The sequence below is a fragment of the Leptotrichia sp. SK-5 genome (assembly GCF_055387215.1).
In genome coordinates, this window is the sequence record NZ_AP028931.1 from 634,204 (window position 1) to 658,222 (window position 24,019).

Below are 24,019 nucleotides of genomic sequence, written 5' to 3' on the forward strand. Positions count from 1 at the left end.
TTATCAGATTTTTCTTTTTTTTTTGCAAAAATGTGTTATAATTATAATGAAAAAATATTAAGGAGTGATAGTAATGAAGAAAGCAATTATATTTTTGGTAATGGCAGTTGGAATAAATGCAATGGCACATTTAGGAGGGCCTTGTTCTGTAAGTGAAAAAAAATGTGTTATAAGAGGATTCAAGGTAGATGGAAATATTCTGAATGAATCAGAAGTTTCTAGTGTTAGAGAGATTGTTGATATATTGAATAAATATGGCAAATCAGGGACAATTGATGTTATAGGACATACAGATTCTACAGGTTCACAAAAACATAATTTAAAATTATCAGAAACAAGGGCAAAAAACTTTGCAAGATTAATGAGGGAATTTGGGCTAGATAAAAGATTTTCCTTTGGAAAAATAAAAGGTGAAGGAGCAAATTCGCCTGTGGATACAGATGACAGAGTTGAAGGCAGATATAATAACCGAAGGGTTGAAATTCTTTTGAATAATGTGGAATTTGAAAATCAAGAAGGTAAGTAAAATTGGAAACAAAGATTATGAAAAAATTAATTATACTTTTGATGATAGTAACAGGTATGAGTGTGCAGGCAGAGGAAATTTTAAAAAAAGAAGAAAAAATTAATATGGGAAATACTAATTATATTCCAGAAACCCCAATGTCAACTCAGATAAATTTTGGATTTCCGCCTTGTATTATAACAGATGGAAAATGCGTAGTTCATGGATTTAAGGTAGATGGAGAAAAAGTGAATGAATCTGAAAGTTATGATTTGAAATACATTGCAAATATGCTTAATGTCCATATAGAAAAAGGTTCTCTTGAAATTATAGGACATACAGATTCAACTGGTTCAAAAAAACATAATCTAAAATTATCTTTGGAAAGGGCAATAAATACAGCTAAATTATTGCGGGAATATGGATTAGATAAAAGATTTTCCATTGTGAAAATTATAGGAAAAGGTGGGAAAGAACCTATGGATACAAATGAAACTGTAGAAGGAAGATATAATAATAGAAGAATTGAAATCATTTTAAATGATTTGGAATATAAAGAATCAAAATTTATAAATGAATAAATATCAAATGAATTTAAAGAAATATTATTATAAATTTTTATGATTATTATTCTTTTTGAGTTATAAAATATTTTATAATTTAATACCAAAAATTAAAGTTAATATTTTCAAAAATTTATAAAAAAAAACTATTTTACTGAAATAAAATAGTTCTAAATTATAATATGAGTGATTTTTATAAAGTGGTGCCGCTTGTCGGACTCGAACCAACCACCTACTGATTACAAGTCAGTTGCTCTACCAGATGAGCTAAAGCGGCAAAATTTACAAAGATATTATATCGGATTTTTATTGTAATGTCAAGGGAAATTTAATTTGATTTTTTATTGTTTTGTATAGATGTCAAACATTTGTTACAAAAATATATTAAAAAAAATATTTCTTTCCTAATATATCTTTAACCTACTGATTTTCCTTGTACTCTTTTAATACTTCATTTGGACTCTTAAAGCCTAGTACTTTTCTTGATATGTTGTTGTATCTTGTATTGTATTTCCTTATTGCCCTTAACAGTTCTTCCTTGCTTTTAAATTTCTTGTCCCCATAGTACTTGCTGTCAAGCCTGTGGCTTCTTTCCACTTTTCCATTCTCCCATGGCGAATATGGACGGGTTGTCACGTACTCTATCCCCTTCTCCTCCAGTTTCAGCTCAAACAGTGTTTTCTTATCACTTTCAGAATTTGTGAACTCTTTCCCGTTGTCTGTCTGAACTTTCTTTATGTCAAATCCCAGCTCCTTTTCCAAGTTCTCTAGAAACTTTGCAGTCTGATAGGTACTTTTTTCATCTGCTATTCTTAACACTCTTTTTCTTGTATATTCATCTAATGCCGTTATTTGATAATACTTCTGGTCACGTGTACCAAACTGTATGCATTCTTCCGGAACATATTTTATGTCTATCTGTACTCTTTCCCCAGGGTACTTAGCCTGTTCAACCTTCTTTTTTCTTTTATGTAGCTTTTTAAGCTTTTCTTTGGCATTACCCTTCATTTTCCTTATTATCTTGCACATTGAATCGTATGTACGGCCGTAGCCTTCATTTCTTGCTTTGACATAAACTTCTGCCAGCCCTTCATAGCCAAATTTCCTGTATTTTTTCATAACCAGTTCTATTTCTTCTTGCGTGTGCTGGTTTGGGTGGCTTTTAGGTCTTCTGCTTTTTGGTAGAAGAGATTGGACTGTGCCGTCGTATCTGTCTCTCCAACGTTTTATCTGCTGACGTGATGTCTTATACTTCACTGCTGCCTTTGAATTATTATTATGTTTTATTGCATACTCAATTGCCCGTTGACGAACACGGTATATTTCTGATATACTACTCATATGAAAGGTTTCTCCTTAATGTGGTTTGGTAGATTTACATTAATATCAGAAACCTTTCTTTTTTTGTATATTCTTGTCACATATGTATTATCTCACAACAAATTTAATTTGATTTTTTATTGTTTTTTCAAAAGACCTTGTGGTATACTTTTGTTATTAAGACTTGTTAATTTTATTGAAATTTAAAAGATTTGTTGTAAAAAGTTCATTTGAATGATGATTAATCATTTTAGTGAGCTTTTTTTGTTAATTTTTTTATAAAAGTAGAAAAAAACTCATCTTTGTGATAAAATATACAATATGATTTGTGAAATAAAAAAATTTAAATAAAAATTATATATAATTAAAACAGGAGGAAAAATAATGCCAAACGAACTGAATAAAGTTTATTCACCAAATGAAATAGAAGATAAATGGTATAAAATATGGGAAGAAAAAGGGTATTTTAATGCACAGCACAATGCAGAAAAGCCAGGATATTCAATTGCTATTCCGCCGCCAAATGTTACAGGGATTTTGCACATGGGGCATATGCTTAATAATTCAATACAGGATACTATTATTAGGTATAAGAGAATGAGCGGGTTTGATACGCTTTGGATTCCAGGAATGGACCATGCTGGGATTGCTACACAAAATAAAGTTGAAAGAATGTTGGCTGATGAAGGAACTTCCAAAGAGGAAATTGGATATGATGAGTTCTTGAGAAGAACTTGGGAATGGAAGGAAAAACATGGCGGGCTGATTACGAAGCAGCTTAGAAAACTGGGAGTTTCGCTGGACTGGACAAGAGAGAGATTTACTATGGATGAAGGGCTTTCGGAAGCTGTAAAGGAAGTGTTTATAAAACTTTACAATGATGGACTTATTTATCGTGGAGAATATATTGTAAACTGGTGTCCGCATGATAAGACGGCACTTGCTGATGATGAGGTAAATCATGAGGATAAAAATGGAAAAATCTGGGAAATCAGATACCCAGTTAAAGATAGCGATGAGGAATTTGTAATTGCTACAACTCGTCCTGAAACAATGCTTGGAGATACAGGAGTTGCAGTAAATCCAAATGATGAAAGATATAGACACTTGATTGGAAAAACTGTAATTTTGCCTCTTATGAATAGAGAAATTCCAATTGTGGCAGATGAATACGTAGATATGGAATTTGGAACTGGGGTAGTTAAAATGACTCCGTCACACGATCCTAACGACTTTGAAGTGGCGAAAAGAACTGGACTTGCCTTTTTAAATATTTTTACAGAAGATGCACATGTAAATGAAAATGGTGGGAAATATCAAGGGCTAGAAAGATTTGCCGCTAGAAAGGCTATACTTGCTGATTTGGAAGAGCAGGGACTGCTAGTCGGAGTAAAAGATCATAAAAATGCTGTGGGACATTGCTACAGATGTAATTCGGTTATCGAGCCAAGAGTTTCTACGCAATGGTTTGTAAAAATGGAGCCGCTTGCAAAAAGAGCATTGGAAGTTGTAAAAAATGGAAAAATTCAAATTACGCCAAAAAGATGGGAAAAGGTTTATTACAACTGGCTGGAAAACATAAGGGACTGGACAATTTCGCGTCAAATCTGGTGGGGACACAGAATACCTGCCTATTATTCAGAAGATGGAACAGTTTTTGTGGCAAAAAGTCTGGAAGAGGCAAAAATTCAGGCACGTGAAAAATTTGGAAAAGATGTAAACTTGACGGAAGAAACTGATGTGCTTGATACTTGGTTTTCATCAGCATTATGGCCATTTTCAACATTGGGCTGGCCAAATGAAACTGAAGATCTGAAAAAATTCTTTCCAACAAATGCACTTGTTACAGGGGCAGACATATTGTTCTTCTGGGTAGCAAGAATGGTAATGATGAGTCTTTACATAAAAGATGAAATTCCATTTAATTATGTTTATCTGCACGGAATTATACGGGATGAAAAAGGTAGAAAAATGAGTAAATCTTTAGGAAATTCGCCTGATCCGCTTGACTTGATAGCAAAATATGGTGCAGATGCAATAAGATTCAGCTTTTTATACAATACTTCACAAGGGCAGGATATTCATTTTTCAGAAAAACTGCTTGAAATGGGTTCAGCTTTTGCTAATAAAGTGTGGAATGCATCAAGATTTGTGTTGTCAAATCTGGAAGATTTTGATGTTTCAACAACTGTGGATAATTCGGAATTTAAACTTGAAGATAAATGGATTTTATCTAAATTGCAGACTGCTTCAAAATTGATTAATGAAAATATGGAAAAATATGAACTGGACGCTGCTGCAAAATTGGCATACGAATTTTTCCGTGGAGATTTTTGTGACTGGTATGTTGAAATTGCCAAAACACGTGTATATGGACAGGAGGGTAGTGATAAAGTTGTGGCACAATGGGTATTAAGACACGTTCTTGATAAAGGGCTGAAAATGCTGCATCCATTTATGCCGTTTATTACTGAGGAAATTTGGCAAAAATTACAAACTGGCGAAGAAACAATTATGTTATCAGATTTTCCAAAAGAAGAAAAAGAGTTTATAAATATTGATGCTGAAAAGGAATTTGACTATCTGAAGGAAATTATTTCAGCAATTAGAAATATCCGTGGAGAAGCAAATGTTTCGCCCTCTAAGAAAATTGAAGTTATTTTCAAGACAGCTGATGAAAATGCAAGAAATATTTTACAAAATAATGCCAAAATACTGGATAAACTGGCAAATGTTGAAAAATATGAATTTAATGTTGAAATTCCAAAACTTGTAGGATTTAGACTAGTTGACACAACTGAGATTTTTGTTCCTTTAGCAGAGTTAATTGACTTGGACAAGGAAATTGAAAAATTGGAGAAAAACATTGAAAAAACTCAAGTTGAACTGGATAAAGTATTGAAAAAATTATCTAATGAAAATTTTGTTGCGAAAGCAAAACCTGAAGCTGTAGAAAAAGAAAGAAGAATAAAAGAAGAGCTTGAAAACAAAATTGTCAAGTTTAAGGAATCAATGAATTTGTATAAATAATATAAAATTTAATTTATTAGACAACTTTAAGAAATAAAAAATTGAAAAATTAAGATGATATTGTAAAATATATTAAGTAAAATAAATTTAAAATGGAGGAAATATGAGAAAGTTTTTGATATTGGTCTTATTGACTTTGGCTTTAAGTTCGTGCTTATCAGCTAATGTAGGTGTTGGACCAGGTGGATTGCATGGTGGAGTTGGAGTTTATTTTTAAATTTAAGGAAAGGTTATTAAAGCTATGAAAAAATTCTTAATATTATTGTATTTAATGGTATTTTCTATAAGTTTTACAGCGCAATATAAAATTTCTAAAAGAACTTCGGTAAAAATGACGCAGAACGAAATGGAAAAAAATTCTGTGCTTATAGAAAAAAGTGTAATAAATACATTCACAGAATCTGGATTGAAAAATCATTTTTCGCGTATAGAAGATAAAAAAAATAAAAATTTATCAGACGAGATATACAGTAAGTTTGTTGATGAAACGCTTATTATACTGTCTACAAATGCTCAAATAACAATCACTAAAATTGAATTTTTAAGTGAAAAGAAAGCAGAAATAACAGCTAAATACAAAACTCCGACAATAGGAACAAATTCTCTGCCTAAATATGATGCAATGTTTAAAAATGAATTTAAAAGACAAATGGGTTATTCTTTTGAAAAAATTGATGGAAAAATTTTATCAAATACAGACAGACAAAAAATAGACAGCATAATAAAGGATACTGCAAGAAAAGTTGTGAAATTAAATTTAAAAAATGCTGTTTATAGTTATGGAGAAAGCAGAGAATTAATGGAAAAAGTTGATGGCAACTGGAGATTTGTTATAAAGTAGAACGATAAATTTGTTACTAAAATTTAAAAATTTATAACTGAAAAAGTTAGGAGGATGAAATGAAAAAGTTAATTATTTTGATTATGATTTTGTTTACACTTGTAGCTTGCAGCAGTACTGGAAAAGGGACAAATTCGATTCATGTTGGAGTAGGTTTTTCAGGACTTTAAGATTTTGTAGTTGAAGTATTTATCAGAAAAAAGGAGAGAGAAAAATGGGAGCATTATTTTGGGCAATTTTGTCAGGAACAGCGGCAATTCTGGAAATAATTATTCCAGGGCTTGTAACAATCTGGTTTGCACTTTCAGCTTTAATTGTAATGTTTCTTGCAAATTTTATAGAAGATTCGCTAATACAGTTTTTAATATTCGCTGTACTTTCGGTACTTTTCCTAATATTTACACGTCCAGTCTTGAGAAAATATATTGAATCGCAAAGAAAGACAAATTTTGATGCGAGCATGAAAGGGACTGATGTAAAAATTGAAAAAGTGGTCGATACTAAACAAGCTGAAAAGGAATATGAAGTAAAATTTAAAGGGTCCATTTGGACAGGAGTAAGCGAGGAAATATTGTCAAATGGAGAAATTGTTAAAATTAAAGGCTTTAAAGGCAACAAGATAATTCTTGAAAGAAAATGATAATTTTTTAAATAAAAATAGGAGGTAATATTATTATGTATTGGAGTTTACCATTAATAGTTATTCTTATTGTAATAGCGTTAATTTACATTTTTAAATCAATAAAGATTGTACCAGAATCACGTGTACTTATTATTGAAAAATTGGGGAAATACGACAGATCCCTAAGTTCGGGGCTTAGCTTTCTGAATCCATTTTTTGACAGGGTTGCAAGAAGCGTGTCTTTAAAGGAACAAGTTGTGGATTTTCCTCCACAGCCTGTTATTACAAAGGATAACGCCACAATGCAAATTGATACAGTTGTTTATTTTCAGATAACTGATCCGAAGCTGTACACTTATGGAGTAGAGCGTCCACTTTCAGCAATTGAAAATTTGACAGCGACAACTTTGAGAAATATTATTGGAGATATGACAGTCGATCAGACATTGACTTCAAGAGATATTATCAACACGAAAATGCGTCAGGAACTGGATGATGCCACAGATCCCTGGGGAATAAAAGTAAACCGTGTGGAATTGAAAAGCATCTTGCCACCAGCTGACATTCGTGTAGCAATGGAAAAGGAAATGAAGGCGGAACGTGAAAAAAGAGCAAATATTCTGGAAGCGCAAGCAAAAAGGGAAGCGGCAATCTTGGTTGCAGAAGGAGAAAAACAGGCTGCAATTTTAAGAGCAGAAGCTAAAAAGGAACAGCAGATAAAAGAAGCAGAAGGGCGTGCAGAAGCAATCTTATCAATTCAAAAAGCGCAAGCAGAAGCGTTGAAACTGTTAAACGAAGCAGCACCAACAAAAGAGGTATTGTCACTAAAAGGAATGGAAACATTTGAAAAAGTGGCAGACGGAAAATCAACAAAAATCATTATTCCAAGCGAGCTGCAAAATCTGGCTGGAATGGTTACAGCATTTTCGGAACTTGCTAAAAAAGATAAAGATGTGGAACAAAAATAGATTATATGGGACTGGACAAAATGTTCAGTCTTTTTTTTGGAAATTTTTAAATTATATAGATTGTAATAATATAATCTTGAAAAAAATAGCTTTATACTAAATTTCATTTAAAATTTTTATAATAAGGTTGTTTAATAGCTAATTCATAATCATTAAATTAAATTATTTTTTAGATATTTTGATTAATAAATATTTTTTCATATTACTATGTTTTTTCTTTTTTATTTTCATAGGATTGCTCATTGCCGCAAATCCTACAACCTATGGCTAGTCTACGACATTTTTCTGCACTGCCAAAAAACTCGCTATGCTCAGACAGTTTTGCCAGCACAGAAAAATGCTCCGACGGGTTATTTATACTAGAATCTGTTTGAAAAATGAAAATTATATTTTAATTATTTGAAAATATTAGATTTATACCCTTTATTAGAAAAGTTTGTAATAATTTCGTTATTTAAATGGGTAAATAGTATTAAATCGCTTAAAATCCAAAGAATAACAGCTAAAACTTTGAAAAGAGCAAATTAAAGAAATACAGAAACACCTTGTATTCCAACATAAAATATTGTACAATAAAAATATAAAAACATAAGCAGTTAATACATAAAATGGAATGGTAATTTGGAATAGATATTTAAAACAGAAGGAGATGGTATGGGATGTTTAAGAAAGTTTTACTGATGATTATTCTTGCGATGTCTGTTGCGGGGTGTGAGCTGTTTGACCCTAAATTCTGGAAAGAAGTAGAACGGGATACTGCCGAAAAAGGAGAAACATGTTATAGGAGGGCTAGTGGAACTGTTTACTGCAAGGACGATTATGGAAACAGAACATATTAGCTATGTGTGATACGGAACAGATGAAACGAATAACGGAAGTTTAAAAACAATGAATTTGAAGGACAGGGGCTTTCCAGATTTGGGAATGTGTTCCTGTCTTTTTTGGTTAAGTATTGTATTTTTATTCCATTAATTCATAAATTAATATTTTATTTAGTATCTTCATAATAGACATTTCCATACTGATTTCGATAACATTTTCTTCCTCTTTCTCTTCTGTACTCTGCAGCCTTCTCCTATCCTTTTGGATCAAGTAATTCACATCCGACAACACTCAAGCCAAGCATAGTGATAATCAAAATTTTAGATAGACTTTTCATATAAAAATCAGCTCCTTTGTATTATTTTGTTTATTGTTTTAAAAAGTATTGTTTATATTGAGTTATAAGACTATTTTTTTTGTTTTCATTAGAAAGTTGTTAGATTTAAAATTTTTATTTAGTAAATGAAAACGATTTTAAAGTAAAAAAATTAAATAATCTAAAAGATAGATTTTATATTAAAATACAACATTTCTGATTGAAGTTTTAATACCGATATGATAAAATTTTAGAAGAAAATAATATAAGAAAAAATTTTGAAAAATAGAGGTAAATTGATGAAAAAAGATAAAATTGGGTTTTTGATATTTCATATATTTTTTATTGCTTTTGTGCTGTTTTTGAAAAATGTAGCTACTTTTCAGAATGAGGCGCTGGAGATGAAATTTTTGGAATGCCTGCTTATGGGTGTTTATATTTATACGTTTTTTACAGCGAAAATTTATTTGGAGTGGCTAAATTCGTATATGATTTTTTTGTATACGCTGTTTTTGTTTAATTTTACAAGGATATTTCTAGATATTGTGAATTATAAGGAGTTTGGATGGGCTACGAAGTTTGCTAATTTTTATTTTTTTTATGATGTGAGAAATGAGATAATAAATGTTTTTCTGCTAGTGTTACTGTTTACGCATCTAGGATTTTTCATTGCGATTTCAAACGAGAAGATTAGTGAGATTAGAAGCAGTGTTACGCTTGAAAGCAGAAGGCTGTTTACGAATGTCGGAATGGCTCTGTTTATAATTTCATTGCCTGCTTTAGCCTACAAGATGTTTATTCAGCTAAGGGTTATTTTGCGGGCTGGATACGAGGCTTATTATACTGGGATTTTAAAAGGAGTTGATTATCCTGCATTTACAAAAGGTTCTGGTACAGTGATGACAATTGGATTTTTGATATTTTTAATTTCAATTCCATCCAAAAGAAAATTTTTGACAATTTCTTCACTTTATCTTATGGTAAAACTGCTGGATTCATTCAAGGGGGCAAGAGCAATATTTTTGACACAGCTGCTTTTTATAATGTGGTATTACGCAAAAGTCTATGGAATCAGGATAAAAGCCAAGACGATGGTAAAATTAGTAGGATTTACCGTGATTTTTTCACAAATTCTGGTGTCTGTGCGAAGTAAAAAAATATTCAGTTTGGATTTGATAAACACAATTTTTAATTTTCTATTTTCTCAAGGAGTAAGTTATCTTGTGCTTGGCTACACAATCAATTTTAAGCACAGCATTGTTGGTAACGGAAGTTATCCCTACATCTTGCAGGGAATATTCGGCTTTAAGCCACAGTCGCTGGAAACGCTTGCCACAACCAACTCCATTGCGGATAAATTAACATATTACCTAAATTCAGGTGCTTATTTAAAAGGGGAAGGAATCGGCTCAAACTATATTGCAGAAATGTATGATTTAGGCTACTTCTGGTTAATTATAATCTCAATTCTGCTTGGAATTTTTATTATAAAATACGAAAAATATGTTGTAAAAAATAGATTTTTATTATTAACAAGCTATTACTTCATACCAAATTTATTTTATATCCCAAGAGGCTCATTCTTTGGGGAAGGTCTAATAAAAAATATGGCAATGCTAATAGCAGTTTATGTCCTGATTTTTAGTTTTGACTATATGTATAGGAAAATTGAGGAAAAGAAGGAACTGATTTGATTTTTTAGGGAGTTGAACGGAATTGAATAAGCAAGAATTAGTATTTAAAGTCTATTGGGTGGAGAAATTAAAAATAGTGTGTAGACTGGTTTATATTCCAGTATTCCTTTTTTGGGGGTGGAGATTTTCTTTGGATTTTTCAATAAATGAAATATTTTTTAAATGCTTTTTAACTGTTCTGCTTTCAATCATACTATTTTTAATTTTATCTATTTTTGTTTTTAACAAAAAAATTGAAGTCTTTGATGATATTTTGACATATTATGAAAGAGGAAAAGAAGTTTGGTGTAGGAGAATAGAAAAAGATAATGTTAGGATATTTAATGAGAATAATTTATTTTATGGTGATGTTAAATATCTTTCGATAGATTATTGTTATGTTGTTATTTCTTTATTTGGAAAGAAAAATTGCTTAAAACTTGAAAAAATTATTTATGAATTTCAAATTGAAAAAGAAGAAATTGAAAATACAGTATTTGAGATTCCAAAAAAGGAATTACTTGTAGAAAAATGTAAAAATATTTTTAAAAATGATGCTGTTAAGATAATTATTGTCTTGATAGTAGTTAAATATTCTGATAATATTTTCTTGAATTACTTTTTGATAATTATTATTTTGGGAGCTATTATTTTACAAATTGTTTCTTTAATCAGAATGAAAATTTATACACCGAAAATTATAAAAATATTTAGTAATTTTATAAGTATTGATGATGAAAAATACAGTAAGTATGATATAAAAAAGTTAATGATTACAAGTCCTAATACAAAAAGTGGAACGATAGATTTTGGATACAGAATGTTAAAAATTTTTGGAAATAATGAAAAAAAGGTTTATACACTAATTATCTCTAAAAATTCAGAGTTTAAAAATTCTGGAAAGGATGAGGATTACGAAACTTTTTATGAAGAAATAGTTAAATTTTGTATTGTTAATGGAATTGAGTATGAGTTGGTGTAGAAAAATAGGAGTTTAACGTTGATGGAAATAGAAAATATAGAAATAATAGACGGAATAAATGATAAAAATAAAAATGATATAGTCAAATGGACTAATGAAAAGGGAAAGGGCTTTCTTGAGCAATGGGCTGGAAAAAGTCTTGATTTTCCACTTACAGTCAGCCAAATTGACAATATGAGTAATGTTTATTCGATTTTTTGTAAAAATGAATTTATTGGGATTATTCAGAAAATACGTGAAGAAACGGAGAATGTTCATATTGGACGGTTTTTGATTAATCCTGAGCTTACTGGAAAAGGGCTTGGAAAAAGGGCTTTGATAGAGTTTATAAATTTAATTTTTCAAGATGAGGACGGGAATTCGATTACGTTAAATGTGTTCGATTATAATGCGGGGGCAAAGAAATTGTATGAGAAAGTTGGATTTGAAGTTGTGAATGTTACTGAAAATCCGATGAAAAAGTATATGATGATTATGAAAAAAGATGAAAAATAGGAGAAAATAATGATAGAAAAAAAAATATATTATGTCTGGATTGGAAATGCCAAAAAACCAGATATTTTTTATAAATGTCTGAAATCGTGGAAGAAAAATCTGCCTGATTTTGAAATAATAGAGATAAATGAGAAAAATTTTGATATGGAAAAACATCTTGCGAAAAATAGATTTTTTCGTGAATGTTACGAAAGAAGGCTTTGGGCGTATGTTTCGGATTATATGAGAGTGCATTTTATGTATGAAAATTCTGGAATTTATGTGGATACGGATATGGAAATAATTAAAGATTTGACACCGATTTTGGAAGGAAAAGATGAATTTTCTAAAAATGGGAAGATGAATTTTTTTATTGGCTATGAAGATGAAAAACACATAAGTGTTGGGATTTTTGGGACAACTAAGCATAATGAAGTGTTAAAGGACATTAAAGATTTTTACGAGAATGACATTTGGAAAAAGCCGATTTGGACGATTCCTAAAATTTTTACGTGTACTTTTGAGAAAAAATATAATTTGAGCGAGAAAAGGGAAAATGTTTTGAAAAATAGGGAAATAGTTGTTTTTCCGAAAGAATATTTTTATCCTTATGGATTTAAGGAAATTTATTCTGATGATTGCATAAAACCTGAAACATACGGAATTCATTGGTGGAATGACAGCTGGAGCAGTTTAAAGGCTAGATTGTTTTTGGAAACGAAGCATTTGAGTGGGATAAAAAAACTGGTTAAAAAGATGAGGATAATTGCGAGATATTATTTGAAGGAAAAGAGATAAAAATAAGGATTATTTAGATAGAAATAAAAAAGTAAAAATAAAAAGGTTTGGTAGATACTAAAAAAAGTGATATAATTGAATGAAAAATTTGAAATAACAGATGAAATTTGTAGGAGAGAAGCTGTTATTTTGAGAAAATAAAGAAGGATTAGGAGAAATATTGGAAAAATGAATAATTTAAAAAAAATATTGTTGTCGCTTATGATTTTTGGGGCAACTGTTAGCTGGGCGAAGGAATTTAAGATAATGACATATAATATTTATGGGGGAAGACTTACTAATGGTCAAAAACTAGGTGAAAGCATTAAGCCGTATGAGCCTGATTTTGTATCACTTCAGGAAGTTGACAAGTTTACGAAAAGAAGTAATTTTCGTGATATAACTTCTGATATTGCAAAAGTTCTTGGTTATGATTATTATTTCTTTAAGAAATCAAGAGATTATGATGGTGGAGAATATGGAATTTCATTTATTTCAAAATATCCGCTTGAGAAAATATATACTTATGAATTGCCATCGGAAGGAGTAGAAAGAAGACAGCTTGTAGTTGCAGAGCTTTCTAAAAAAACTTTTGGGAAAAAGGTGCTGGTTATGAATACACATTTGGACTTTAAACAGCATATAAAACCTGAAGAAATGGAATCGCTGGACTTACTTACAAAATTTTTTGACAAGGATGATATAAAATTTTTGAGTGGAGATTTTAATTTTTTGCCAACGACAAAATATTATGAAGAAATTACAAAAGACTGGAGAGATACTTACATGGAATCCAATGCTAGTGGTGTAAGAACGCTTTCAGATCCACGTATTGACTATATTTTTGGTAGCCAGTCGAAAAAATGGAAGGTAAAATCAAGCTATTTTATTAATGATGCAACGCAGGACTGGACAAAACTGTCGGATCATCTTCCGTATATGACAATTTTAGATATAAAATAAAAGAAGAAGGAGATGTAAAGTATGAAAATTTCCCTTGTAATGCCAACAATAAATGTTACAACAGAATTGGATTTGTTTCTAAAAAGCCTGAAGGCACAGACTTATAAAGATTTTGAGCTAATTGTAGTGGATCAGAATGAAGGAAATGAAGTTTTTGAAATTGTGAAAGACTACGAAGAGGACTTTAAAATAAAATATGTAAAAAGTGATGAAAAAGGGTTAAGCCTAAATAGAAATAGAGGACTTATCTTGATGAAAGGCGAAATTGTGGGATTTCCTGACGATGATTGTGAATATAGTCCCGATACACTTGAAAAAGTTGTAGAATTTTTTGAAAGAAAAAAGAATTATCGAATTTACTCGTGCCGTACACTTGAACGTGGGAAAAACTATGGAACAGGTGTTATGGAGAAAAAAGACACGGAAATAACGAAGGATAGTGTCGATACGACTGTGAAATCTATAACATTTTTTGTAAATTATGGCAAGGATGACATCATTTTATTTGATGAAAATTTAGGAGTTGGTGCAACTTTTGGAAGTGGAGAAGAAACAGACTATGTGCTGACATTGCTTCACAAAGGTTACAAGGGAAGATATTTTGCAAATGATATAATTTACCATCCAGCTAAAAAGGGAAATTATAATGATTTGGAACGTGCCTATAAATATGCTCTAGGTTTTGGAGCATTGGTAAAAAAGGAAGTAAAGGGTAGAAAAAACAAATTTTACATTCTGAAATACTGGAAACGGCAGTTTAGAAGTTTTGTTGGAATGATTGTTACAAGAAATAAAAGGTATCATAGGGTTGTGATGAAGGGTAGAAAAATTGGATATACAAAATATAAAATTTAGGAGAAAAATATGGATAAGATAAAATGCTTGATAAATATGATAATAGCTTATCTCATTTATCCATTTAACAAAGGGAAATTTAAAAATAGAAATATTTGGCTTGTGGGTGGAAACGCAGGAGAGCTTTTTGTGGATAATGGACGTGCGATGTATGAGTATTTACGGTCAAGACAGCAGGAAGAAGTGTACTGGGTAATAAACAGAAATGCCAAGATTGCAAAAAAAATTCCAGGAGAAAAATTGATAAAAGGAAGTGTAAAAAGCTATCTGTATTTTATGAATGCAAAAGTTGCATTATTTTCTCACTCAATTTCTGCGGATATTGTCCCATACCTGTTTGTAGTGCCATTAATAAATAAATTTCATAAAAAAGTATTCAAAGTATTCCTAAATCATGGAACAGTAGGTTTTAAAGTCCGACAGGCAATAAATCCAAAAACAGCAAAAGTAGCAGAAGCACTTGTAAAATCGTATGATTTAAATATTTGCGATTCAGAATTTGAAAAAAAAGTAAAAACAGAAACTTGGTGGGAAGTGCCAAAGGGAACAGCAGTTATAACAGGCTACCCAAGATACGATAAATTATACAATCTAAAAATTATGGAAAAACAAATATTCTTTATGCCGACATGGCGAAACTGGCTAAAGTCAGAAAACTCAGAAAACCAGAAATTTGAAGATACAAAATATTTCCAAAATATTGCAAATTTAATTACAGACAAGAAATTAAATAACTATTTGGAAAAAAATGATATTAAATTAAATATTTACATTCATCAATTAATGCAGGATTATCTAAAAAACTTTGGAAATATAAAACTTGGAAAAAATATAAGAATACTTCCAAAAGAAGTAAATATAACCGAAGAACTGCAAAAATCAAAATTATTAATAACAGACTATTCAAGCGTAGCCTACGATTTTTACTATCTAAACAAGCCAATTATCTTCTTCCAGTTTGATAAACGTGAATATGAAGAAAAAGTCGGTTCTTACGTAGACTTAGATAAAGATTTATTTGGAAAACAAGCCAAAACTGTAGAAAAATGTGTTAAAGAAATCATCGAAATCTCCGAAAATAATTTTCATTATGATAAGGAAATGAAGCAAAAGTCTGATAAGTTGAGAGAAAAGTTTTTGAAGTATGTGGATAAAGGAAATTGTAAAAGAGTTTACGATGAAATTTTAAAAAGAATAAACTGATTATATTTTTGATATCTATTTTAGATTATTTTTATTAACAATAGTTTTTTCTTTTATAATTTTAATCTTTTCTAACGTAAGGGCATCAGACGCCATGCCCTTACAACCCCGCTTACCGCAAAATTTTCTTATAAAAGAAAAATAGAACTCGCTTTTGAATAAAAATTATTTTATACCTAAATAAATATGTATAATTAAAAAATATTTCAAAAGCTCAAACAGCTATTTTTCTTCTAACGAAATTTTGCTCGAAAATCTTTTAATTAGAATAGTTGTTATAACTAAATTAAAATTGTCGTGATTTTTTGGAAATTAAATCGATTGTTTGAGCGAAGTTTTACGTAGCGAGTTTCGATTTTGTTTTCAAAAAATGCTTAGACGAGCGGGGATTAGTGCGTAGCACTTTCGCCAAAATCTTCAGATATTATAATTTGAAGAAATTGAAATAACTAATATTGCGAAATAAAAGGGGATGGCGATTGATCCCCTTTACGTATAGAAAAAGAAAAAACATATAAAATATAGAAAAAATGTTTATTAACAAAAATTTATTTTATATAATTTAATAAGAAATAAGCAGGGGATAATTTTTATTAATTTTTTAAAAAATTGAAAAAGAAAATAAACTATGATAAAATTTAAAGATAAAAAAATAAAGAGAACAGAGGTAAAATAACGATGGCAGATACACCGCTTATGAAGCAATATAAGGAGATAAAATCAAATTTTGAGGATTCTATATTGTTTTTTAGATTGGGTGATTTTTATGAGATGTTTTTTGAGGATGCGGTGAAGGCGTCACGAGAGCTGGGGCTTACGCTTACTTCGAGAAATAAGGAGAAGAATATGGATGTACCGCTTGCGGGAGTTCCGTTTCATTCGGCAGATTCATATATAACAAAACTTGTTTCAAAAGGGTATAAAGTTGCGATTTGTGAACAGACAGAAGATCCGAAGATGGCAAAGGGAATTGTGAAAAGGGAAGTTGTGAAGATTATAACGCCAGGGACAGTTGTAGATGTGGAAGCACTTGATGCGAAGAGCAATAATTACTTGATGAGTATTTTGAAAGTTGAGAATAAACTTGGAATTGCGTATATTGATATAACAACTGGAGAGTTTAAGGTAACGGAAGTTGAAAAGGATGATGATTTTGTAAAATTATTTAACGAGATTAATAAGATTGAGCCTAAGGAAGTGCTTGTTACAGAGGATTTTTACGTGGAAATAAAGGAAAAGTTAGATGATTTTTTACAAAAGAATGATTCGGTTGTAACTTTTGTGAATAAGGTTCGGGACAGTGCAAAGTATCTTATGGATTATTTTGAGATTGTGTCGCTGGAAAGTTATGGGATTAAGGATAAAAAAGCGATAATTGGAGCTGCAGCCATGGCACTTGATTATTCAGCTGCTATGCAGGTTGAGCATGAGCTGACTGTGGAAAAAATTGAGTTTGTGAATATTTCCAATTATGCTGAAATAAATGCGATTACAAGCAGAAACTTGGAACTATTGAAAAATCAGAGGGAAAAAACTGTTTACGGCTCGCTTTTGTGGGTGCTGGACGAATGTAAAACTTCGATGGGAACACGGCTTTTAAAAAGATTTATAAACAATCCACTTTTAAATGTTGATAAAATAAGAAAAAGACAGGAAGATGTACAGTATTTTATTGATAATATCTTAATTCGTGAAGACTTGAGGGAAAAACTTGAGGATATTTACGATTTAGAGCGGCTTTTGGGGAAAATAATCTTTGGAAGTGAAAATGGAAAAGATTTGACGGCATTGAAAAAAACGATAAAATCGGCTGTTGAAATAATGAAAATTTTGGAAAATACTGATTTTTTTAGGAATATTGATGCAAATATTTTGTTTGAGTGTTATAAAATAATTGACGACAGTATAAATGAAGATGCACCATTTTCAGTGCGTGAAGGAGGTATTATAAAATCTGGATACAATGAGGAACTGGATGAAATAAGGAATATTATGAATTCTGGGAAGGACTTTTTGCTGGATATTGAACAGCGTGAAAGGGAAGCAACTGGAATTCGAAATATGAAAATAAAATTTAACAAGGTTTTTGGTTATTTTATTGAAATTACAAAAGCAAATCTGGATATGGTGCCAGAACATTACATAAGAAAACAGACTCTTTCAAACTCAGAGAGGTACATTACGCCTGAACTGAAAAAATATGAGGATACAATAATAAATTCTAAAGCAAAAATTGAAGATTTGGAATACCATTTGTTTAAGGAAATTAGCGAAAAACTTAAGGAACATCGGAAAATTTTGTCAGAGCTTGCAGAAAGGCTGGCATACATTGATGTAATGGTATCTTTTGCTGTAAGTGCCATTGAAAATGATTACGCAAAACCTGAAATGAATGAGGAATATGCTTTTGAGATTGAAGGCGGAAGGCATCCAGTTGTGGAAAAGCTGATTGGAAGGACGGATTATGTTTCAAATGATACAGTCTTTACTGAAAAGGAAAGTTTTGTTGTGCTGACAGGGCCTAATATGTCGGGAAAATCAACGTATATGAAGCAAATCGCATTAATTTCCATAATGGCTCAGATTGGTTCTTTTGTTCCTGCTAAAAAAGCAAATTTATCAGTTATAGACAAATATTTGACACGAATTGGGGCTTCTGATGATATTTTGACAGGGCAAAGTACATTTATGGTCGAAATGAGTGAAGTTTCCAATATTCTAAACAATTCGACTGAAAAAAGTCTGATAATACTTGATGAAGTTGGACGTGGAACTTCCACAACCGATGGAGTTTCCATAGCGACTGCCATTTCAATGTACATTCACGATAAAATTGGCGCTAAGACAGTTTTTGCAACCCATTATCACGAACTAACTGATCTGGAAAATAAATTTGCACATATTGTAAATTATCGGATAGAAGTGGATGAAAAGCAGGGAAAAGTAATGTTTTTACGAAATATTGTAAAAGGTGGGGCTGATAAGTCGTATGGTATTGAAGTGGCAAAACTGGCTGGACTTCCTAAGGAAATATTGATTGAAAGCAAGAAAATATTGAAACGGCTGGAGCAAAAAAAGGAATTGATTGAAAGAACCGTAGATGTTCACCAGCTTTCACTTTTTGGAGGAAATTCAGAGTTAGAGAATGATTTTCAAGAATTTGAAAATGAAAGTGCAAATGATTTTGAAAATACTGAAAGTAATCAATTTTATACGGAAAAATTAGTACAGGTTGAAGAAGAAAAGGAAAGTTTGTTAGAAATTGTGAATAAAATAGAAAATTATGATGTGAATAATGTTACACCGATGGATGCTATAAAATTTTTGTTTGAATTAAAGCAAGAAATCAAAAAAGAGAATTAAAATTGGTAAAATAGGAGAAAAATAATGTGGAAAAAAATAGCTTATGGAGGACTTGTATTAATACTGATATATTTTATATATGCGGTATTCTTTAAAAAAATTCCGGCACCGCTTGAACAGATGCAAAAGGATATGAAAGCAAAAAAAGTTGTGTACAGATTAAAAGATGATGCGATTATTTATGCAGATGAGCAAATTGGTTCTGAAGGAGACGAAGTTATCAAGTTCAAAAATGTAATAGTAGATTTGGTAAAGAAACAGATGATAATTTCTGGAAAAGAAGGCGAAGTGAACACTAAAACATCTGATGTTACATTGATGAAAAAAGTCGTTGGAACAACGAAGGACAAAAAATGGGAAATTTATACAGAACGTGTAGAATACAAGAAACAAGGCGATTTATTAATTTCACCAGTAAGGACAAAACTTATAAATACTGTTGATGATACAGTTTCTGAAGCAGATAGAGTTGAAACAACAACAAAATTCGAAACAATTGTAGCAATTGGAAATGCAAGTTATAATAACAAGAAAGATAAAAAGACTTTGACAGCAGACAAAATTACATATCATGATCCAACAAAAGTGTCAGATGCAGAAGGTCATGTAATTTACAAAGAAGAACAGACAAAAAGAGAACTCCGTGCTAACAAAATGCGTTATGATGATATAAACAAAATTGGAAATGCAGAAGGAAATGTAATTTATACAGATCCTGAAAATAAATTAACAGGAAATAAAGTTGACTATTATATGAAGGATGAGCGTATAGATGGGCAGGGGAATATTGTCTATACTGGTAAAAATAGTGTGATTTCGGCAGACACAGCTTCATATTTTGTAAAGAAAAAACAGGTTGATGGAAGAGGACATGTAAAATATACAAGTCCAACGTTAATAGTAACAGGAGATCACGTATTTTACGATGAAATTGCCAGAATATTAAATGGTGATGGAAATGGTACATATAACTATTTGCCAAGAAAAACAACAGGAACATATAGAAGTGGAGTTTATGATTTAAAAACCGAAACACTTACAACGAATGACTACTATACTGCAAATTATGATGACTATAAAATGGATGGAACGGGACTTATATACGTCTTCCCAACTGGAGATGCCACAATGAACGGACCATTTAACGTTAAAAAGCAAAACTTTAATGTACATGGTGCAAATGGGACAATGAACACAATTTCAAAAGATATTTTTGCCAATAAAATGGAAATGACAAGTGTTCAAGGAGATAGAATTACATCTGACACAGGACGTGGAAGTTTTGAGAAAAAGGAATTTAGGTTTGATGGGCATGTTAAAGGTAAAATTCGTGGAAATGTAAAAGATCTTGTAAATGACCCAAGACCGCTTGTAGAATCAGAAGCAGTAAACTTCATAGGAAATACTGCCAAAGTTTATTTCGTTTCACATAAAAATGGAAGTAATATGAGTATTACACGTAGTGAAATTAAGGAAAATGTGCATATGACTTATAAAGACATTACTCTTGATTCACAATATAATGAAATGGATTCTGGAAGAAACCTTATTCTTGCAAGGGACAAGGTTATGGTTGACTTTAAGAATAATACAAAGATGACAGCGAATTATCTTTATATGGATATGAACAAGCAGGAAGGGTATGCCAGAAACAATGTAAAAATTGTAAGTACATTGCCGCAGTTCAGAGCGATTAATACAAGTGCAGATAAGGCTACAATTTATTTGAAAGATAAAAAAATAAAATTAAATGGAAATGTAGTGACTTATCAAGGGAAAACGCAAATTTCATCTAAAAGTGCAATTTACGATATGGATAAGAGAATCCTTGAAAACGAAGGAAATATTCAGATGCAATATGAAATTCAGAATAACGAGGAACAAGGACGGTCAGATCCTAAAAATGCAGCGGCAACTCAGGAAGTAATAGGCAAATTGTCAATTCCTGAAGGAGAGGTCAGTACAAGAGGAGGAATTAACTTGCCAAAATCAATGACAGCTTCAAATGGAGTTCCAGTTACAATAAAATGGCGTTCTTCAAATTCAAGCCTGTTTTCAGTATCTGGAAGAATTAACAAGCAATTTTATGGTGGAGGAACAAAAGGAGTAACTTTGACTGCAATAGCTAAAGCTGGTGTAGATACAGCTGAAAGAACCTTTAACGTGAGTGTTCCGACAGAATCAGCACATGAAATGCTTGTTAGAGCCGCAAAAAATATTTATGTTCCAGAAGATGGCGGCAATTTACCTTCGTCAGTAAGAGTAAATGTGAACAAGGGAACAATAGATGTGCCAATTTCTTGGAGCAAAAATGGAGATAGAAATGTTGCAACATTAAGATACGGTGGTGCTTCTTATCAGAAACAGTTTTAGATAAATAAGAAAAGTGGGTAGGAAATATACTCACTTTTCTTTAATATAAAAAAAATATAAAAAATTATAAAAAGAAAGGATGCATTAAATAGTATGGATATGAAAGAATTACAAGAAAAATTGACAGAAAAAAAATTAAATATTTTTCAGCAAATAAAATATACTTTTTTTGTTTTTAAAAGTTTAATTTTCGACAGAAATGGTGTGTGGTGGATATTATTTTTCTTTTTAATAGATTGTATTAAAATTATAGGAGTATATCTTTTTCAGAATACTTCACTTTCTCCTATGTTAAATTTATTTTCGATTTTTAACTTTTGTTATTATTTGGTACTTTTTTTGTTTTATCAAAAAATAATTTTTAAAATAGAGGAGAAAAATTATTTAAGACTAGGACAGTCAGCTTCAAAATTTTTCTTTTTATATTTTATATACTATATAGCTAGTTATATTGGAGAGTCTTTTTTTCCTTATCTGACATTTTTTGATGAACTTCTCTTAGTTTTTCTTGCAATATATTGGATAGCGATGGTAATTTTTTGGTTGTATATGTTTTATTTTATTCCATTATTTTCTGCAAGACCGTTTAATTTAAAGGAATCTTGGGATTATAATTTACATTTGATGAAAAGAAACTGGCTAAAAATAATATTTTTCGTTATTACATATCTAATTTTTATTTTTTTTACTACAGAAAGTTTTTTAGGTTTAACATACCCAATGTTAGAAAGATTAAATGTTGTATATTTATTTTTTAGTACAATATTTGGTACAGTTTTTTTTGAATTTTTTGGAACTTTTATATTGATATTGTTTGTAATTTTACAGTGTATAATATATTTGAATGTGGAATATATGGATAGAAGGATAAAATAATAATCTGACTTTTTGCAAATTTTAAAAAAAAGTAGAAAAAAAAGCAAAAATGATTTATAATATAGCGAAGTGGTAACTTTCGATAAGTAAAGTTATTTGAATGATAATTTTAAAATAGGAGAAGATATGGCTAGAAAAATTAGTATAGAAGCCGATAGCTTGAAAAAGATATATAAAAACAGGGAAGTTGTGAAAAGTGTGAGTCTGTCAATGGAAAAGGGCGAGGTTGTAGGACTTCTTGGACCTAATGGAGCGGGAAAGACAACTACCTTTTATATGATTACAGGTATTGTAAGACCAAATCATGGAAGAGTAATGTACAATGGAGAGGAAATTACAACGTTGCCTATGTACAAGAGAGCTAGGCTTGGACTTGGATATTTGCCTCAGGAGGCTTCTGTTTTTAGAAACTTGACTGTGGAGGAAAATATTGTATCGGTTCTTGAAATGCGAGGAGTTAATAAGAAAGAAAGAATTGCCACAATGGAAAATCTTATCGAGGAATTTAAATTGTCTCATGTAGCAAAAAGTTTGGGATATGCACTTTCTGGAGGGGAACGTAGACGTGTGGAGATCGCTAGAACTATTTCTACAAATCCAGACTTTATATTGCTTGATGAGCCTTTTGCAGGAGTAGATCCGATTGCAGTTGAGGATATTCAAAATATAATAATGCAGTTAAAGGAACGTGGGCTTGGAATATTGATTACCGATCATAATGTGCGTGAAACATTGAGAATTACGGAAAGAGCCTATATAATGGCGGAAGGTACAATTCTGATTGCAGGAACAGGACAGCAGATTGCAAATGATGAGACAGCTAGAAGAGTGTATCTAGGGGATAACTTCAAACTTGATTAGAGAGGATGATTTTTTTGAAAAATATGATTTTAACATCGTCTTTATACGAAAGTATAGAACTTGTAAAAAAATTTTTAGATAAAAATACTGAAAGTAAAAAAATACTATTTATTCCAACAGCGACTAACGTAGACGAATACAAAAAATATATACATCTTACTCAAAAGGCATTTGAAGATTTTGGTTATGAAGTGGAAAATTTTGATATTTCTATTTTTTCAGAAGAAATTGCAAAAGAAAAATTGTCAGAAGCGAAGACAGTTTTTATTTCTGGTGGAAATACTTTCTATTTATTACAAGAATTAAAAAGAAAAAATTTAACATCTTATTTAAAGGAAAGAATAGAAAATGGACTGCTCTATATTGGAGAATCAGCAGGTTCAGTAATAGCGGCTCCTAACATAGAGTACGCCTCTATAGTGGATGACAAGACTTTGGCAACAGAATTAGATGATTATACAGGATTAGATTTAGTAGATTTTTACATAGTTCCTCATTTTGAGGAAGAGCCTTTTGTGGAAGGTTCTAGAAATACAGTTGAACTGTATAAAGATAAATTGGATTTGAAATTGATTAATAATAAGGAAGCAATATTGGTTGAAAATAATAATTTTACAATAATAAAATAAAGA

The 24,019-nt window shown here is 30.8% G+C and carries 21 protein-coding genes and 1 tRNA gene; 18 read left to right on the top strand and 4 right to left on the bottom strand.

Annotation, left to right across the window (positions count from 1 at the left end):
• The first annotated feature begins 73 nt into the window (after positions 1-73).
• Positions 74-526 (top strand): OmpA family protein, encoded by a 453-nt coding sequence (locus ACZ5B9_RS03315; RefSeq protein ID WP_464423349.1) that lies wholly within the window; start codon positions 74-76, stop codon positions 524-526.
• Positions 527-543: 17 nt separating this feature from the next.
• Entirely contained in the window at positions 544-1,086 is a 543-nt protein-coding gene (locus ACZ5B9_RS03320; protein WP_464423350.1) for an OmpA family protein, read from the top strand.
• A gap of 183 nt (positions 1,087-1,269) precedes the next feature.
• Here ACZ5B9_RS03320 and ACZ5B9_RS03325 read toward each other — a convergent pair.
• Both ACZ5B9_RS03325 and ACZ5B9_RS03330 read right to left on the bottom strand, forming a co-directional pair.
• A tRNA-Thr gene (locus ACZ5B9_RS03325) sits at positions 1,270-1,345 on the bottom strand.
• Positions 1,346-1,488: 143 nt separating this feature from the next.
• A complete protein-coding gene (locus ACZ5B9_RS03330) occupies positions 1,489-2,409 on the bottom strand; it encodes a DDE-type integrase/transposase/recombinase (RefSeq protein WP_464422627.1) in 921 nt (306 codons plus the stop codon).
• 363 nt (positions 2,410-2,772) lie between these two features.
• Between ACZ5B9_RS03330 and ACZ5B9_RS03335 the strand changes: the two genes are divergently transcribed.
• The 4 genes from ACZ5B9_RS03335 to ACZ5B9_RS03350 all read left to right on the top strand — a co-directional run bounded on the left by ACZ5B9_RS03335 (position 2,773) and on the right by ACZ5B9_RS03350 (position 7,849).
• Entirely contained in the window at positions 2,773-5,418 is a 2,646-nt protein-coding gene (locus ACZ5B9_RS03335) for a valine--tRNA ligase (RefSeq protein WP_464423351.1), read from the top strand.
• Positions 5,419-5,659: 241 nt separating this feature from the next.
• A complete protein-coding gene (locus tag ACZ5B9_RS03340) occupies positions 5,660-6,259 on the top strand; it encodes a hypothetical protein (protein WP_314113995.1) in 600 nt (199 codons plus the stop codon).
• Positions 6,260-6,473: 214 nt separating this feature from the next.
• Entirely contained in the window at positions 6,474-6,899 is a 426-nt protein-coding gene (locus ACZ5B9_RS03345; RefSeq protein WP_464423352.1) for an NfeD family protein, read from the top strand.
• Positions 6,900-6,934: 35 nt separating this feature from the next.
• The gene (locus tag ACZ5B9_RS03350; RefSeq protein ID WP_021770292.1) at positions 6,935-7,849 is read left to right on the top strand and encodes an SPFH domain-containing protein; all 915 of its coding nucleotides are present in this window, start codon (positions 6,935-6,937) and stop codon (positions 7,847-7,849) included.
• Positions 7,850-8,054: 205 nt separating this feature from the next.
• Here the strand turns inward: ACZ5B9_RS03350 and ACZ5B9_RS03355 are convergent, their stop codons facing one another.
• Positions 8,055-8,180, bottom strand: a complete 126-nt coding sequence (locus ACZ5B9_RS03355) for a hypothetical protein (RefSeq protein ID WP_282705127.1) — start codon at positions 8,178-8,180, stop codon at positions 8,055-8,057.
• 328 nt (positions 8,181-8,508) lie between these two features.
• Here ACZ5B9_RS03355 and ACZ5B9_RS03360 point away from each other — a divergent pair, with 328 nt between their 5' ends.
• Positions 8,509-8,688 (top strand): hypothetical protein, encoded by a 180-nt coding sequence (locus tag ACZ5B9_RS03360; protein ID WP_464423353.1) that lies wholly within the window; start codon positions 8,509-8,511, stop codon positions 8,686-8,688.
• Between the two features lie 121 nt (positions 8,689-8,809).
• On the opposite strand, the gene ACZ5B9_RS03365 is transcribed toward ACZ5B9_RS03360, so the two are convergent.
• Positions 8,810-8,950: a hypothetical protein gene (locus tag ACZ5B9_RS03365; RefSeq protein WP_464423354.1), complete on the bottom strand. Its 141-nt coding sequence runs from the start codon at positions 8,948-8,950 to the stop codon at positions 8,810-8,812.
• Between the two features lie 336 nt (positions 8,951-9,286).
• Here ACZ5B9_RS03365 and wzy point away from each other — a divergent pair, with 336 nt between their 5' ends.
• The 11 genes from wzy to ACZ5B9_RS03420 all read left to right on the top strand — a co-directional run bounded on the left by wzy (position 9,287) and on the right by ACZ5B9_RS03420 (position 24,016).
• On the top strand, positions 9,287-10,681 hold the full coding sequence (wzy, locus tag ACZ5B9_RS03370) for an O-antigen polysaccharide polymerase Wzy (RefSeq protein ID WP_464423355.1): 1,395 nt from the start codon (positions 9,287-9,289) through the stop codon (positions 10,679-10,681).
• Positions 10,682-10,811: 130 nt separating this feature from the next.
• Positions 10,812-11,642, top strand: a complete 831-nt coding sequence (locus ACZ5B9_RS03375; RefSeq protein ID WP_464423356.1) for a hypothetical protein — start codon at positions 10,812-10,814, stop codon at positions 11,640-11,642.
• Between the two features lie 21 nt (positions 11,643-11,663).
• Entirely contained in the window at positions 11,664-12,137 is a 474-nt protein-coding gene (locus tag ACZ5B9_RS03380; RefSeq protein WP_464423357.1) for a GNAT family N-acetyltransferase, read from the top strand.
• A gap of 9 nt (positions 12,138-12,146) precedes the next feature.
• Positions 12,147-12,914: a glycosyltransferase gene (locus ACZ5B9_RS03385; RefSeq protein ID WP_464423358.1), complete on the top strand. Its 768-nt coding sequence runs from the start codon at positions 12,147-12,149 to the stop codon at positions 12,912-12,914.
• A gap of 168 nt (positions 12,915-13,082) precedes the next feature.
• Positions 13,083-13,856 carry an endonuclease/exonuclease/phosphatase family protein gene (locus tag ACZ5B9_RS03390; RefSeq protein WP_464423359.1) on the top strand — a complete coding sequence of 258 codons (774 nt, stop codon included), beginning with the start codon at positions 13,083-13,085 and terminating at the stop codon, positions 13,854-13,856.
• A 21-nt stretch (positions 13,857-13,877) separates the two neighbouring features.
• Entirely contained in the window at positions 13,878-14,711 is an 834-nt protein-coding gene (locus tag ACZ5B9_RS03395; protein ID WP_464423360.1) for a glycosyltransferase family 2 protein, read from the top strand.
• Between the two features lie 9 nt (positions 14,712-14,720).
• Positions 14,721-15,914 carry a CDP-glycerol glycerophosphotransferase family protein gene (locus ACZ5B9_RS03400; protein ID WP_464423361.1) on the top strand — a complete coding sequence of 398 codons (1,194 nt, stop codon included), beginning with the start codon at positions 14,721-14,723 and terminating at the stop codon, positions 15,912-15,914.
• A gap of 678 nt (positions 15,915-16,592) precedes the next feature.
• Positions 16,593-19,277, top strand: a complete 2,685-nt coding sequence (gene mutS / locus ACZ5B9_RS03405) for a DNA mismatch repair protein MutS (protein ID WP_464423362.1) — start codon at positions 16,593-16,595, stop codon at positions 19,275-19,277.
• 24 nt (positions 19,278-19,301) lie between these two features.
• Positions 19,302-21,650, top strand: coding sequence for an LptA/OstA family protein (locus ACZ5B9_RS03410; protein WP_464423363.1), 2,349 nt, complete (start codon positions 19,302-19,304; stop codon positions 21,648-21,650).
• A 1,002-nt stretch (positions 21,651-22,652) separates the two neighbouring features.
• On the top strand, positions 22,653-23,387 hold the full coding sequence (lptB, locus tag ACZ5B9_RS03415) for an LPS export ABC transporter ATP-binding protein (protein ID WP_036071194.1): 735 nt from the start codon (positions 22,653-22,655) through the stop codon (positions 23,385-23,387).
• A 23-nt stretch (positions 23,388-23,410) separates the two neighbouring features.
• Positions 23,411-24,016 carry a Type 1 glutamine amidotransferase-like domain-containing protein gene (locus tag ACZ5B9_RS03420; protein WP_464423909.1) on the top strand — a complete coding sequence of 202 codons (606 nt, stop codon included), beginning with the start codon at positions 23,411-23,413 and terminating at the stop codon, positions 24,014-24,016.
• Positions 24,017-24,019: the final 3 nt, after the last annotated feature.

Bases quoted from the DNA above. Each gene is read 5' to 3' on its own strand.
- ACZ5B9_RS03315 (WP_464423349.1), top strand. From the start codon at position 74: ATGAAGAAAGCAATTATATTTTTGGTAATGGCAGTTGGAATAAATGCA.
- ACZ5B9_RS03320 (WP_464423350.1), top strand. From the start codon at position 544: ATGAAAAAATTAATTATACTTTTGATGATAGTAACAGGTATGAGTGTG.
- ACZ5B9_RS03330 (WP_464422627.1), bottom strand. From the start codon at position 2,409: ATGAGTAGTATATCAGAAATATACCGTGTTCGTCAACGGGCAATTGAG.
- ACZ5B9_RS03335 (WP_464423351.1), top strand. From the start codon at position 2,773: ATGCCAAACGAACTGAATAAAGTTTATTCACCAAATGAAATAGAAGAT.
- ACZ5B9_RS03340 (WP_314113995.1), top strand. From the start codon at position 5,660: ATGAAAAAATTCTTAATATTATTGTATTTAATGGTATTTTCTATAAGT.
- ACZ5B9_RS03345 (WP_464423352.1), top strand. From the start codon at position 6,474: ATGGGAGCATTATTTTGGGCAATTTTGTCAGGAACAGCGGCAATTCTG.
- ACZ5B9_RS03350 (WP_021770292.1), top strand. From the start codon at position 6,935: ATGTATTGGAGTTTACCATTAATAGTTATTCTTATTGTAATAGCGTTA.
- ACZ5B9_RS03360 (WP_464423353.1), top strand. From the start codon at position 8,509: ATGTTTAAGAAAGTTTTACTGATGATTATTCTTGCGATGTCTGTTGCG.
- wzy (WP_464423355.1), top strand. From the start codon at position 9,287: ATGAAAAAAGATAAAATTGGGTTTTTGATATTTCATATATTTTTTATT.
- ACZ5B9_RS03380 (WP_464423357.1), top strand. From the start codon at position 11,664: ATGGAAATAGAAAATATAGAAATAATAGACGGAATAAATGATAAAAAT.
- ACZ5B9_RS03385 (WP_464423358.1), top strand. From the start codon at position 12,147: ATGATAGAAAAAAAAATATATTATGTCTGGATTGGAAATGCCAAAAAA.
- ACZ5B9_RS03390 (WP_464423359.1), top strand. From the start codon at position 13,083: ATGAATAATTTAAAAAAAATATTGTTGTCGCTTATGATTTTTGGGGCA.
- ACZ5B9_RS03395 (WP_464423360.1), top strand. From the start codon at position 13,878: ATGAAAATTTCCCTTGTAATGCCAACAATAAATGTTACAACAGAATTG.
- ACZ5B9_RS03400 (WP_464423361.1), top strand. From the start codon at position 14,721: ATGGATAAGATAAAATGCTTGATAAATATGATAATAGCTTATCTCATT.
- mutS (WP_464423362.1), top strand. From the start codon at position 16,593: ATGGCAGATACACCGCTTATGAAGCAATATAAGGAGATAAAATCAAAT.
- ACZ5B9_RS03410 (WP_464423363.1), top strand. From the start codon at position 19,302: ATGTGGAAAAAAATAGCTTATGGAGGACTTGTATTAATACTGATATAT.
- lptB (WP_036071194.1), top strand. From the start codon at position 22,653: ATGGCTAGAAAAATTAGTATAGAAGCCGATAGCTTGAAAAAGATATAT.
- ACZ5B9_RS03420 (WP_464423909.1), top strand. From the start codon at position 23,411: ATGATTTTAACATCGTCTTTATACGAAAGTATAGAACTTGTAAAAAAA.